The organism is Lysinibacillus sp. FW301-JW8 (genome assembly GCF_058788755.1).
The window spans coordinates 32939-46976 of sequence record NZ_JBYTBB010000028.1 but is presented as its reverse complement, the minus strand read 5'-3'; the positions used below and the strand labels follow the sequence as shown (position 1 = coordinate 46976).

15 protein-coding genes are annotated in these 14038 nt (G+C 32.9%); 5 read left to right on the top strand and 10 right to left on the bottom strand.

Annotation, left to right across the window (positions count from 1 at the left end; genetic code table 11):
- Positions 1 to 21 precede the first annotated feature (21 nt).
- Together AC3WOM_RS12955 and AC3WOM_RS12950 are read left to right on the top strand one after the other, a co-directional pair.
- Positions 22 to 681 carry an MBL fold metallo-hydrolase gene (locus tag AC3WOM_RS12955; protein ID WP_492447186.1) on the top strand — a complete coding sequence of 220 codons (660 nt, stop codon included), beginning with the start codon at positions 22 to 24 and terminating at the stop codon, positions 679 to 681.
- Positions 682 to 855: 174 nt separating this feature from the next.
- Positions 856 to 1437, top strand: coding sequence for an AAA family ATPase (locus AC3WOM_RS12950; RefSeq protein WP_492447185.1), 582 nt, complete (start codon positions 856 to 858; stop codon positions 1435 to 1437).
- 745 nt (positions 1438 to 2182) lie between these two features.
- On the opposite strand, the gene AC3WOM_RS12945 is transcribed toward AC3WOM_RS12950, so the two are convergent.
- The 5 genes from AC3WOM_RS12945 to AC3WOM_RS12925 form a co-directional block, all read right to left on the bottom strand.
- Entirely contained in the window at positions 2183 to 2350 is a 168-nt protein-coding gene (locus AC3WOM_RS12945; RefSeq protein ID WP_492447184.1) for a hypothetical protein, read from the bottom strand.
- Between the two features lie 242 nt (positions 2351 to 2592).
- Entirely contained in the window at positions 2593 to 2778 is a 186-nt protein-coding gene (locus tag AC3WOM_RS12940) for a hypothetical protein (RefSeq protein ID WP_492447183.1), read from the bottom strand.
- A gap of 255 nt (positions 2779 to 3033) precedes the next feature.
- Positions 3034 to 3261 (bottom strand): hypothetical protein, encoded by a 228-nt coding sequence (locus AC3WOM_RS12935; RefSeq protein WP_492447182.1) that lies wholly within the window; start codon positions 3259 to 3261, stop codon positions 3034 to 3036.
- Positions 3262 to 3422: 161 nt separating this feature from the next.
- Positions 3423 to 4136, bottom strand: coding sequence for a hypothetical protein (locus AC3WOM_RS12930; protein WP_492447181.1), 714 nt, complete (start codon positions 4134 to 4136; stop codon positions 3423 to 3425).
- Between the two features lie 819 nt (positions 4137 to 4955).
- Positions 4956 to 5435: a hypothetical protein gene (locus AC3WOM_RS12925; RefSeq protein ID WP_492447180.1), complete on the bottom strand. Its 480-nt coding sequence runs from the start codon at positions 5433 to 5435 to the stop codon at positions 4956 to 4958.
- A 291-nt stretch (positions 5436 to 5726) separates the two neighbouring features.
- Here AC3WOM_RS12925 and AC3WOM_RS12920 point away from each other — a divergent pair, with 291 nt between their 5' ends.
- Entirely contained in the window at positions 5727 to 6140 is a 414-nt protein-coding gene (locus AC3WOM_RS12920; protein ID WP_492447179.1) for a DUF3888 domain-containing protein, read from the top strand.
- A gap of 375 nt (positions 6141 to 6515) precedes the next feature.
- On the opposite strand, the gene trhO is transcribed toward AC3WOM_RS12920, so the two are convergent.
- From trhO to AC3WOM_RS12900, 4 genes are all read right to left on the bottom strand, one after another.
- A complete protein-coding gene (gene trhO / locus AC3WOM_RS12915; protein WP_492447178.1) occupies positions 6516 to 7457 on the bottom strand; it encodes an oxygen-dependent tRNA uridine(34) hydroxylase TrhO in 942 nt (313 codons plus the stop codon).
- Positions 7458 to 8101: 644 nt separating this feature from the next.
- Positions 8102 to 9007 (bottom strand): NAD(P)/FAD-dependent oxidoreductase, encoded by a 906-nt coding sequence (locus tag AC3WOM_RS12910; protein ID WP_492447200.1) that lies wholly within the window; start codon positions 9005 to 9007, stop codon positions 8102 to 8104.
- A 706-nt stretch (positions 9008 to 9713) separates the two neighbouring features.
- The gene (locus AC3WOM_RS12905; protein ID WP_492447177.1) at positions 9714 to 10781 is read right to left on the bottom strand and encodes a DUF4085 family protein; all 1068 of its coding nucleotides are present in this window, start codon (positions 10779 to 10781) and stop codon (positions 9714 to 9716) included.
- A gap of 332 nt (positions 10782 to 11113) precedes the next feature.
- Positions 11114 to 11293: a hypothetical protein gene (locus AC3WOM_RS12900; protein ID WP_492447176.1), complete on the bottom strand. Its 180-nt coding sequence runs from the start codon at positions 11291 to 11293 to the stop codon at positions 11114 to 11116.
- Positions 11294 to 11596: 303 nt separating this feature from the next.
- On the opposite strand from AC3WOM_RS12900, the gene AC3WOM_RS12895 reads away from it, so the two are divergent.
- Positions 11597 to 12070, top strand: a complete 474-nt coding sequence (locus AC3WOM_RS12895) for a DUF2975 domain-containing protein (protein ID WP_492447175.1) — start codon at positions 11597 to 11599, stop codon at positions 12068 to 12070.
- A 115-nt stretch (positions 12071 to 12185) separates the two neighbouring features.
- Here the strand turns inward: AC3WOM_RS12895 and AC3WOM_RS12890 are convergent, their stop codons facing one another.
- A complete protein-coding gene (locus AC3WOM_RS12890) occupies positions 12186 to 12629 on the bottom strand; it encodes an NUDIX hydrolase (RefSeq protein ID WP_492447174.1) in 444 nt (147 codons plus the stop codon).
- A gap of 437 nt (positions 12630 to 13066) precedes the next feature.
- Between AC3WOM_RS12890 and AC3WOM_RS12885 the strand changes: the two genes are divergently transcribed.
- Entirely contained in the window at positions 13067 to 13981 is a 915-nt protein-coding gene (locus tag AC3WOM_RS12885) for a C40 family peptidase (RefSeq protein WP_492447173.1), read from the top strand.
- Positions 13982 to 14038: the final 57 nt, after the last annotated feature.

Here is a 14038-nt window from a genome sequence, read left to right as displayed (position 1 = left end):
ATGATAAAGGAGACTAAAGTTATGGAAATTTCTAAGGGAGTAGAGATGCTCCAGCTTGAATTTCACGGAAATATTATTCATCCCACTCTTTTATGGGATCAAGAAATGGCTGTTTTAATAGACACTGGGTTCCCTAGTCAATTTGAAGATTTAAGGGTGGCAATGGAGAAGGTCGGGGTGTCGTTCGACAAGCTAAAAGTTATCATTTTAACGCATCAGGATATAGATCATATAGGTAGTCTTCCTGAGATATTACAGAAGTGTGGAAGCAATATTAAAGTCTACGCTCACGAACTAGATAAGCCTTATATTCAGGGGGATTTACCTCTTTTGAAAGATGGTCACATAGAGAATCCACCAAAGGGAAAAGTGAATGATACCTTGAGTGACAGCCAAGAACTGCCGTATTGTGGAGGGATTTGTATCATTCATACTCCTGGGCATACTCCTGGCCATATCAGCCTCTATTTGAAACAAAGTAAAACATTGATTGCTGGGGATTCGATGTACAGTGTAAACGGAATAATTGAGGGAATTCATGTCCCAACCGTACTAGATTTAAAAGAGGCTCGACTCTCTTTGAAGAAATACCTAGACCTCGACATTGAGTCTGTGGTTTGTTACCATGGAGGATTAAGTAAGGTAAATATTCATGATCAGATACAAAAAGTAATTTCATAATCAATTATGCCTCGGCATAATCGACTCTGGAAGCTTTAACTTCTATCAGCGGGTGTTTGAACACCCGCTGAAAATTCTACAACTTTCTTCAGTTATCAGTCACAGTAATTGAACAACTGTTATTTTTAAATGATTAGAAACTCTATTTTAAAAAAAGTTAAGGAGTATTCAATAATGGAAAATAGTAATTTATTAAGGAATGACTTTATAATTATTACAGGTGGACCTGGCGCCGGTAAAACGACTCTATTAGATGAATTACAGAAAAATAATCATAAATATGTTCCTGAGGTTGCTAGGAAAATTATTCAAACACAGATTTCTTCCAATGGCGATGCGTTGCCTTGGGGAAATGTAACAAATTATCGTGATCTAATGTTGGATCAATCTATAGAAAGTTATATTTCAGCCTTGTCGAATCCTTCAGATCAACCTCTTTTTTTCGATCGGGGTATTCCAGATGTCCTTGCCTATTCACATTTAATAAAAATTCCTACTTCGGAAAAAATTGAAACTGCCGTCAAAAGATACAGATATAACAAAAGGGTATTTATTTTACCTCCTTGGAAGGACATATACAAAACTGATGATGAGAGAAAGCAGAACTTTGAAGAAGCCGCCGAAACTTATAAAGTCATGTTTAGAACTTATGAGAAACTTGAATATGAGCTTATTGAGGTACCCAAAATAGGAGTGAAGCAAAGAGCAAGCTTTATACTTAAAAATATTATACCGTTAAGGCACTTTCAAAGTTAAACGTTTGCCGCAAACGGGCAAGATTATTGAATAAAACTTTATTTTACCCAATCCAAAAAAGGATAGAGTTTTGTTATGGAAATATTTCGTTTTTAATGACTTATTATAACATTGACATTATCTAACTGTGGGTGGTGTCAGCTTCGTTAGTACTCCCTATTAGTTGCTTTACTTTACTCCCTTTGTTTAACCATTAATAGAACTTTGAATGGATTTTCCCAGAGTAGAGATTTCCCTTATTATTGCAGATTAAAAGCTTAATCCCCTTTTCAATTTCTTCTTCATCTCTTTCTAAGACGGCTCTCCTGTAAAAAGACAATAAAGTTATTTTTTTTATAACCTAAAACAAGTAACCCCATTCTAAATTTAGACCAGGGTTAAAATATAGTTGTTTAATTTTCGATATAAGATAGTTCACTGTACTAAAAAATACTACAATAAGATCGTTTGAAAATCTAAGGTTTTTTCAACAACAGCGCCCGATTGTTGAAGTACACAATGTTTTTATTCTTCAAAGTAAATTTGTACAATCGCGAATTGCCTATTTTCAATTTTTACGTCAACACTTATTTTTGCCTATTTTTCTCGAACAAAAGGGGGTTCAAGTAATTCCAATTTTCCTGATTAATTGTTTCTATAATCTCATTTTCGTTAACATATTTTGTTAATGTTAAATATTTTAATGGTTTTTCAGTAATTTTCACCATCTTTTTATCGCTAGTATATAGTTGCCAAACTGCCACCGTTACTGCTGAAACATCTCCATCACCCCACTCATAGAAATCAGAGAAAGCATTCCTGCAAATCCCATAAATATAGAAAATATTATTAATAGACGCCGTTTGGAAGATAATCTAGCATTTCTTAGTGCCAAACTATTTTTCTTATATTGTTCTTTTATATCATTCTTCACTTCTTGTTTTCCCCCTCTGTTTTAGTAAGATAAAGATATATTGCTTCGGCTATAATTTTTTCTGTAAATAGGATCCAATCAACATACTTTTATTACATAGGTTTCAATTTTTCTTGATATTCTTTCTCCACTAAATGGTCCTTTAATGGAAAAAAACGCATTCTTTATTAAAGAATTGCGCCCGATTGTGGAATTTTATTTTTAAGGGAGAACTGTTGATAGCTTTGGCTAAAACGATTCTATTATTCAACTAAGGTTGTAACAGCAATGCTCCATACAATTAATACAAAAGATATTGTTAACCAAATTGTGTTAGCAGTAGTTGGTTGTTCTTTTTTTACTTTCTTTATTATTTCTACAAGGTTTATACAAAATATAATAGCTAAAATCGGCATTAAATAAACACTAATGAACACAAATACTATCATATATGAAACGTTCACCTCCATAATGATTATACCAGATTCTTACAATTTCACTTAGCTTTTATTAAAGAATATGGCCCTTTAAAAGAAAAAGACGCGTTCCTAAATAACCGTGCCCGTTAATGGAATAACTAAACTTCATTTTGTGGCCTTGAAGTGTGGTTCCAAACTTGTATTTGGGAACGTTATTTGTTTTAAATTTGCATACTTTATAAAGTCATTTTGATTACTAAGGCTCAATTCTTCAAACAAAACCAATTAGTGCATCATTTGATTAAATATGTAAATTTGATAAATTGCAGGAACTCCAAACGCAAGAAAAAATGTAATGACAGCAAAAATTTTTGATTGTTTTATCAAGCGCTTATCGTCTTGTTTTAAATGTTCAAAATATGAAAGAATGAAATAAAGACACACAGCTAACATTAGAACTGTAAATATCCCCATGCCACTTCCTATTAGCCCGTTTAACGTAAATGAATCCATCTACAATCATTTCCTTTCTATTACTCAACGTTCAAATTATACCATTTATTTTTGCGGATTTTAAGCGTGGTTTTGTTACCTAACTTTCTTTTAGGAATGTTTTTGAAATTATTTTAATAATTTATACAACGATAAAATTCTGTTATAGTAACTTAGGGTTTCTAACTAATTCCTCCATATATATCACATTGAAATTCCATCTCTACGATATGTGAAGAAATAATACCACTTTGCGAGTATTTTCCTCCCACCGCAATTTTATATACAGTATTACCATCAATTAAAGACTCCTCATAGCCTAGTTGTGTCCAACTTCCATTAGCGTCCGCAGCTTCCGAAGAAATACCGTTAAATACTGAAAATAGTTGTCTTCCCTTTGATGTATTTTCGTTTAATTGTGTATCAAAAGAACCTTTAAAAATAATGTTTGCTTCTTTGGAACCTATTTTTAACGTTACTGTCTTCGGTACTGACATCGGATTATAACGTTCATTATTTTCTACAACAACAATTGACACATTAGCTCGCTTTTTTGCTAGCTGTTCAAAGTCTTCTATTTCAATCCAATATTCATCAAGAAAATCTGTTATAGGCTCCAACTCTAGTTCAAAGCCTTCGTTATTTTCTGCATTTACTCTTTCTATGATAGCTACATATTTTTTATAATATTCTTGTTTTTGCTCTTGCGTTAAGTTCAAAGGAATCGGTTCTACTTCTTCTGTTTTTGTAGTATTAGCCTCGTTGTTAATTGTTCTGGAACGTTCAGTAGCCAACGATTCTGCTGTAGTTTCTGTGTTATCAGTTTCATCATTAATACAACCTGATAAAGCCAATGTTCCTAATAAAATGCTTATGTAAAAATATCTTTTCAACATTTCCACCCCATTTAATATTATTAAAAAAGTTACTTTAATAATACCATAAATGGATTTTATTAGGTTTTAAGTGTTTTAAATTCCCAAAGCGTCGTTTGGAAACATATCATAAAAGGTTGTTATTCAATAATATGGCCCGATTGTCGAATAAGAAAAAAGCCTACATATCAACACAGGATTTTTAATCAAACTTTATTATAAATGATCGAACTTTGTTTTAAATGATCAAACTTTTTTATAAAACTATACCTGCTGAGGGACCTAGCTTGATCGATGTGCTCATAAAGATTAAAATCTATGACTCATTATTATTATTTTCTTCCAATTCAAATTGTTTTTTATTGAATATATAGTGTTCCTTGCAAGGCCAGTTTCTCGATGAATATTCATGACTGATTCATTTTGCTTTAATAATTGGACTACTACGTTATATATAAGACGATCCTTGCCCTTTGCTTCAGCATGATACTTTTTAGTCTTACCCTTGAAAGCTCCACGTTCTTTTGCAAGAGCAATTCCTTCTCGCTGGGCTGCTTTTATCCTTACCCCTTCTTCTACCTGTCACTTTAGGAGTTATTTTGCACATCCAACTTGAGGTAGTGTCAGGAACTGTATATTTACAACGTTAAGGAAATTACAATATTGAAAAGTCGAATTTCTCAGTATTAAAAAATTGAGAAATTAGGCTTTTTTCGTTTCAAGAATTGCGCCCGATTGTTGAACAGCATTTTCTGTTTTCCCAAACCTTTCTTTGGGAACATTTTATAGTTTTACTATGTATAGGTTATAAATTTTTGTTGTACTAAATTATGCACAACACTAAAAAATTTGTGTATAATGCTTAATTATTTGAAATTCAAGCTCTCTAATAATTATATTTGTTTCTGCATCTAAAATTTTTATTTCAATTATTGTCTTGTCCCATTCTTCTAAATATGAGCGCTTTACGCATTTTTGAAAACTTCTAACCCCAGAAAATTTATCTAAATACAGAAGTTTTTCAGAAGATAGATTATAGATACTGTCATCAATTTGCCATTGACCGAATTGAATATTTATATTTCTATCAATTTTATTTTGTGTATCAAAATTTAAAAATATTTCTTCAGTCGCTTCGTTAAAGTAAATACAGGTTATTTTTAGATAAAAATCGCTATCACTTATCAGCAACAGTTGTATACCATCGTGGTCCTTTTCTTCACCAACAAATTCCTGCCACTGTTCTTTAGTCCACGATTCCATTTTAGTTGTATCATATGTTCTCATTGGTAAAACGACGTTAATAATTTCTCTTGACATTCCCAAGCACAACCTCCCTAATATTTGGTATTTAAATTGTATCATACTCGAAGATATAGGTCCCAGGGGTTGTTTAGTTAACTTTCATAAAAGAATGTTATTCAACAATATAGCCCTTTAATAAAAAATACGCATCTCTTTATTTAAGAAATGCGCCCGATTGTGGGAGATCATAAGCATATTTCTTGTTTAACTATAGCCCTCTGTTACTTCAATAAGTACATACTTTTTTCAATAAAGGTAATAATACAATTAATTATGTAATGATCTTAAAGAGGTGTATTTAGGAAAATGAAAAAGATATTACTCGTTTTTATACTCTCCCTTGCTCTAATTACATCTTTTCAAACAAGAACCGTTTCATTTTCTGAACCCACGCAAGACTCTAAAGAACTTAGATTACAGGATATGCTCATGCTAATGCTTACTCCTTATATTGAAAAAGATTTGAATAGCTATTATTATCCGAAGATTTTAAGGGATTTTTCACCTCATGTTACTCCATGGAAAATTGAAGTTATTGAAACTAAAAGAGTAAATGGATTCCGTGGATTTTTATTACAAATTACATTTGAAATTGAACCTACAGGCAGTCAGTATAATCCTGTAGGGAAGGATCGAATGACCTATGAAATATCTTATGGGCCTGATGTTAAATTGATAAATCACACTCACCTAGAGACGTATAAATATCCACCAGAATAATTCGTGGTTTTGGAATATAGTTTGATTAGAAAAAACTCACAACTTCTTGTTTAATTATTAAATCGTAATGATAAAAAAGTTCCGAAAAACACTTTGCGAGCTTGCACTAACTAAAATCCTGTTATATTTTTTTGAATACCCTGTGATCATTTACTTTAAACAGCTTCAGATCTATTACCCTCTTCATCCTATGAATTAGTCATTTACTTTTTCCTTACAAAAGAAAAAACACCCTATGTAAGCGAGCAGACTAGTCCAATTTTGAAATGGATAGTTTGAACATTTACATAGAGTGTTTTAAGTACCTCTATATAGATGGTTGAGGTTTTGAAAGATATTTAATGATGTTTTTTATGTTTAGACAGCTTTTCATGCTTATGCTTGTAACGCCTCAATTGTTTGAGCTACTTGCTCTTCTGTTAAATTGTGACGTACGATGTAGCGGTTGCGCGCATGCTTTGTACATTCGATTGTACAGCCACCTAAATGCTTTGCTTCATTTTCTTCAGATGCGATGATTTGCTTGTTACATTCAGGGTTTGCACAGTTAATGTAACGTTCACAAAGTTCACCGTTATAGTGATCACGACCGATAATCACATGCTCTACTTGATTGATGGGCACCGTTAAACGCTCATCAAATACGTACATTTGACCGTCCCATAATTGGCCTTTCACAACAGGGTCTTTTCCGTATGTTGCAACACCGCCATGTAATTGACCGACATCGCCAAAGCCTTCACGTTTCATCCAGCCCGAAAACTTTTCACAACGAATCCCACCCGTGCAATATGTTAAAACATTTTTACCTTCGAATAGCTCGCGGTTTGCACGTACCCATTCCGGTGTATCACGGAAGTTTTGTACATCTGGTCGAATCGCGCCACGAAAATGGCCGACATCGTATTCATATGTGTTACGCACATCTAATACTATTGTATTTTCATCTTGCATTTCAGTAAGGAATTGTTCTGGTGACAGGTAGCGACCTGTTAATTCATGTGGGTTTACGTCTTCTTCTAAGCCTAAGTTTACTAACTCAGGTCGCGGGCGTACGTGCATTTTTTTGAATGCATGCCCATCTACCGCATCAATTTTGAAAACTATGCCTTCAAATAATGAGTCTGCTTGCATGTTTGCCATGTATTGTTCTGTTTGCTCAATCGTACCTGAAACAGTACCGTTAATGCCCTCATTGGCTACTAAAATACGACCTTTTAAACCGATTTCTTTACACATTGCTAAGTGCGTTGCTGAAAACGCAGCTGGATCTTCAATCTTCGTGTAATGGTAATATAATAAAACTTGATAATTCATTGTTTTCCACCTATCATTTCAATATTTGCAGGATATTCCTGATAGTGTCTATTACGACCTATTAAACATAAAGGATAATCATTTAATATGCTATCGGTAATTAGACTGAAATGGGTATAAATATAGTTTTTAAAGAATTTGTGAAGTGGTCAGGGGACCTTTTTTATAATGAAGTGTTATTCCACAATCTGGCCCTTTTCATGAATAAAGACGCTTTCCTTATTACGGAAAAGCGCCGGTTACTTTAAGTACATTTCTTCACAAACTTTTCGTTTTAACAATCAGATAATGCTTGGAATTTCTTAACCATACTTTTTTTAGATAATAGCGAAATACACTCAGAATGTAGAGTACACTATCCATCATAATAGTTAGTTGGGAATAAAGGCTGGAATTTAGCTGAATAAACAAAATAACCGAGTTGGCTAATATATCACGCCCATTTGTTGAATAAGTCTATAAACTAAGCTGTGATTTAATAAACAAGAAAAAACGAATTTTAAAATCAAAATACTTTCTTCGTAAATTCTTATACTAACTCTAACACAATGTTTGGAGTATATGTGTGAACACATTGGCGCTGATGTGTTTAACTATATTAGCTAAGTTCCTATTTAGTTGAAGAAGAAGGTGTTATGACGTAATCAAAAGCGTTCCATCGTTAAATCAGTATTTACCGAAACCGCAGCTTTATTACCTTTAGCAGCTGAAATCATTAAAGAGGATGGTTTAGATCTTTCGATTTCCCCTGCAATATATACATTTTTTTGGGTTGTTCTACCAACACCATCTGTTATAACTTTTCCATTTTCATGAATTTCACAGCCAAGCTTCTCAGCAAATTGATTTGGGCGATAATAAGATGGGGCAACAAATCCACCCGATCTTATAATTGTTGCTCCTGTTTCAAACACTACTTTTTGTAAGTAGCCATCATTACCTATTAAGTCTTTTATCCTTTCCGATATAATTTTGATATTGTGTTTTTGTAACTCCATTTTACCTTCTTTAGATAATTGAACTCCATTCGTTAAAACAACCAAATCCTGCGACCAATTATAAATTAACTTAGTCAAATGCAGTACATGCTCTTCTTTTTCTGCAATAACCACTAATGGTTTATCTTTTTGCTCCCAGCCATCACAATACGGACAACTAAATAGACTTTTCCCATAAAACTTTCTTATACTTGCTATAGTAAATATTTCTTGAATACCGGTGGCAAGTATTATTTTTTCTGAAACAAATTCCTGACTAGTAGATGTTTTGACAGTAAATCGCTCTTTACCTATATCCTTTATGATTTCAGTAACTGTTGCAGTAAAATATGATACGGACGGGTAATTCTCCAACTCTTTTAATGCTATTTCTTTAAACGCTTGTGGTTTTATCCCATCTCGAGTAATAAATCCATGTGACGCTTGTGTCACTCTATTCCTATTCGTTCCATCGTCAAATAATGCAATGTTTCTCCTAGCCCTTCCTAAAGTTAAGCTAGCACTTAACCCAGAAGGACCTCCACCTATAATGATACAATCAAGGACATTCATTTTTTTACCTCCGTATTGATTTTGTTTTATTTTGAATTGATATTTGCAAAAGAGAACTACATTATTTCCCACATCATGGATTTCCATTCTTTACACACTAATATTAAATATGAAAAGAAGTGACGGTGTGTTTAGCGACAACAGGGGACATTGCTTTTATTTTTATTTCTAAATCTGAACATCAATAGTATAGTGAGACTACCAAAAAATCATTCATGAATAATAAGTTGTCAAATCAAAAAGGATCAATTTATCGTTATTGATAAAATGACCCTATTTCATATCGAATTATTCAGTTTAATTCCAACTAAGCAACCTCTTCACAATGCGCGGAGTGTATGTGGCAACACATGGGTGCTAGTGGGTTATATAGGCTTAGTTCCTATTTTAGTGGGATCGAGTCTATTTTTCTTATACATATTCAACTTTAGTTTCCTCAACTGAAATACTCTATAGTTAAAGAAGGAATCAGACGCTTATTCCACAATCTGGTCCTATTACTGAAAAAGGCACAATTCCAATTCAAGAATTGCGCCCTTTAATGGAGTAATGTAGGTTCATAGGTTCATCTATTAGCTCAGCTAGTAAAAGAAAAGATGTTTTTCAGGTATTAAAAAATTTACGATAAAATAAATCTCAAGCTATACTGGATTAAATAAAAACAAAAAGGCTGTTCAATCGGAGAACGTTTTGAATAGCATTCTTCTTATTCCCTAAGCCATTTCAGTTTTACATCATCCTCTAAACAACCGAGCTGATCGAAATGGCTTGCTATAATGCCAAAATACATATTTTCATCTGTGCTTACATCGACTTTACGTAGCGCATCATTAACGATATATGCAGCATCCTCTCCTAGTGCAAAAATTGTGTTGAAGGCACGTACTCGTATATTTTGGTCTAAATCAAACATAGCAACTAACAACTCATCAGTCGGAATAGGCTCACTAAAATGAGCATATGGATCTTCATAAGTAGCACAATAAATTCGCTCTCTTGCCTCCTCAAAGGTATCACCTAGTAATACCCCTCCAGCAAAAATCCCATTATCCGTTTGCGAAAGAGTAGCCAAATCAATCTCTACAAAGTGCATATCTTTTACAATATAGTATTTGTCATCTAGGTTTAGCGCATTAACATAATCATCCCACGTAGCGACTTCTCCCGGTTCAATATAAACTGCAGGACGATACAAGTATTTTGCTGTCACATCTTTGAAGAAAATCGTCCATTCAGCATAAAGGCTACCAAAACTAGATAAAACTCGTAATGCAAATCTACCTTCGATCTTTATTAGTTCGTCATACACGTAATAGCCTTCAAGATTACCTTCTGTTTGTGCATCATGAAAAACTAACTGCACAATTGACTCGACTGTAAACCCGTTACTCATATCTAATAGAAGCGTAAAATTATTGCCTTGTTGCTCAGCATTTAAAATTTTACCATCATGAAATGATTGTGAAAAAACGGTTTGTGCAAACGGATTAAGGCGTTCAACAATTGCTTCACGCTTTTCATAAATAGCATTACTCTTAGTTGTGAACTGCTCAATTGTCACATTGCACCATTCTTCAAACTCTTCCATTAAAGTATCATTTCGAAATAAAGTTCGTTCAATAATTCCCGACTGAAACTTTTGGGGTAAGACATCTATATACTCGGCTAAATGCTCATATAAATGATCTTCAAATTCAGCATCGAACTCTTCCTCAAATGGATATGTATGTGCTGCGTTGAATACTTCCTGTCGTTCACGTGTTAAGAAAAACATCATTCCACCCCTTTTTTGTTGTATAGCGAAAAATAATGAATAAATATTATAATAGATACTTCCGTTTATTCTTCTAGACTCTAAGGGACTTGAACTTCAGAATACCTTTAAGTAGTTGATTACTTTATACTTAATTGATGGCGTTGCAAAACTAAAAGGATAGTACCGATTTTCTCCATTTCGCAAACCTCATCCCTTTATTCTAAATATATCATTTTTTTAATTGCTATTTCTTATTGAACTAAACGATCTAAATAATTTCATAATATGGCTTTTTAATGAAAATAAGCGCTGATCCTTATTACAGTATCGCGCCCGATTGTTGAATATACCTATACTCTTCTTTTATTCTTATACATCAGGATTTCACTAGAGGCTTTCCACTCCAATTCATTTAACAGATTCAATGCTTTTTGAGTTGAGTCAATCAATGAGAAATCTTCTTTTGTTTTTCTTAATTTCAATGCTTCTAAAAAACATTCTTCGGCTTCATTTTGCCTCGCTAATTTCATAAGGTATTTATCTTTGTGTTGCTAGCCATACATGTATATTTCTCCTTCTATTTATCAGAAACCTTTTTCGATTTCCAATCTAACCTTTTCAAATAGAAAAAGCATAATTCTTGCTGCAGAATTGCGCACGATTGTTAGGTTACTTCATAATAAAATTTACAATAATTCAAGTACGATTCCCACATAACAATCAAATCAATATATAAAACAATAATAATATAATAAAAAACAAAATAAATTTATTGATAATCGATAAATATTGTATTAAAATCAAATAATCATTAAATCAGTGAGGTGCTTTAAATGAATGGTAAACTAGGTTCAACTTTTTTCTTAAAGGTTGTTGCTTTTCTTACTGGAATTGCGGTACTTGCCGTGTGTATATTTTTGTTGCCTGAAGCAGCCAGAAGAGATGCTATAGTCCGTCCAGGAGATTACTCGATATATCCGTTGTTAATATGTGCGTATGGAGTATGCATTACGTTTTCCGTAGCTTTGTATCAAGCATATAAACTATTGAGTTATATTGATAGTAACAACGCTTTTTCCGAGTTATCCCTTAAATCCTTGAAGGTTATAAAAAAATGCGCTTTTACAATTATTTTTTTAATTTTATTAGTGATAGTATACTTAAGGGTGTATGCCATGTTCACGGGTGATGACCCAGCAGGTCCAATAGCACTTGGACTAATAGGGATATTAGCAACAGCTATCATCGCTGCCATTATGGACGTACTTCAAAAGCCATTAAAAAATATCCTAGAAAAAAAGAAATAAAAATGTAGATGTTTATTTTGCAGGTATAATATCTCCTTTCCCTATTAAATTAAATGGCTCTTAAATGAAAAATGGGCCTATTCTTTTTCAAGAATTGCGCCCTTTTGTTTAACAACTATAATTGTTTTATTTCTTCATTAACTGCCCAGCTTTGATGTTCGTGGAATAAGTTTTTTATTGCCTGGATTGGTTCAATCCATTTAAGGAAATGTTCTTTTTCCGTTGGTTTATTTATTTGCATACCCATATCGCATAAATAAAAATAACCTTCGCTAAGGTAATATTTATTTTCATTTGTGGAATAAAAATATCTTCTGGCATACCCTACAAAATTACCTATTTCAATATCCATCCCCATTTCTTCAAGGGCTTCTCTTTTTAAACATTCTTCATGAGTCTCATTATTTTCAATTCCGCCCCCTGGAAGAAAATACTTTCCATCAGTTGTTTGAATAATCCCTATATTTTCTTTATGACTATCGAACATTAAACAATAAACAGCAGGTCTCCTTATGTATTCTATATCTTCTTTCTTTTTACCGAATGTGATAATATCCATAATTTAATCTCCCCCCGTCCATTTTTCAATTTTAACATAAATATCCAATATTCAAATATGAGTTATTCAACAATGTGGCCCGATTGTTGAGTAACATGACTGGCGTTTTTAAAAAACTTTATTATCTCAGTTCATCTCTCCCATGATTTTTCATAAATAATTGTAAAGTATGTTGACCTATAAACATAAGAAACTTATTCATCTTAAGTTGAATGAAATATGAAAAACAGGACATATTTCCCTGTATATCTAAATGTTACATATATTTTTAGTAAATTTACCCATAATTATTGCAGGTATTTTACACAGATAAAATTAAGGTTTCAAAATCACTGTGAAGGAATAATCAGTAATATTAATGAAAAATCATGCTTATATTTTTCATGCTATTCTTACTCTTGTCAAAGGCAAAAGCTATTTGAAAGGAGTAAGTTTAATTGAAAAAGAAATGGTTACTACCAATTTTTGCATCTTTTGCACTCTTCACAGGAATGGGTATAAATGACGCAGAAGCAGCGACAATAACAGATTTATCAAATACAGCAAAAACATACATTGGAGCCCCATATAAATATGGAGGAACAGATATTAAGACAGGTGTGGATTGCTCAGCATATACACAATTGGTTTTTTCTAAGTTAGGAATTACATTAGAACGTACATCAAAAGCTCAGTATCAACAAGGTTCTTCTATATCAAAAGACAATTTAAAGACAGGTGATCTTGTATTTTTTAATACGTCAGGAGACGGTGTTTCACATGTTGGGATATACATAGGTGATAGCAATTTTATTTCTGCAACTACAAGTTCTGGGGTTAAAATAGATAAAATTAATGACCCTTATTACTGGGGATCTCGTTACATGGGGGCAAAACGTATTGCAAGCTTCTCTGAAAATGACAATGGCGAAGTAAAAAACGCAGAAATAGACTTTAGTATTTATGCGTCACGCGGAGAGGTTGCTCTTCGATTAGCTGAAATATTACATTTAGATACAAGTGATACAAATTCAAGTTTCCCTGATGTTAAACCATCATCTAAATATGCAGGTGCTGCTGTGGCATTAAAGAAAATTGGTGTCTTTACTGGTGATGAAAATGGAAAATTTAATCCAAGCTCATCTATTACACGAGGTCAACTATCTAAGGTTTTAGTGGAAGCATTTAAACTAAAACAACAAGGAAACGCACAGGGGTTCGCAGACGTTCTAAGTACACATTGGGCCTCTAATTATGTAGATATTCTTTCTTCCAATAAAATTACGATAGGTAAGGGAGACGGAACATATGGGGTAAACGATAATGTAACATTGGTTCAATTAGATACTTTTATCCAACGATTAACCAAATAATTTATAAAATGGCGACTCATGTATGATTGAGACGCCATTTCCTGTAGTATTGTTCTA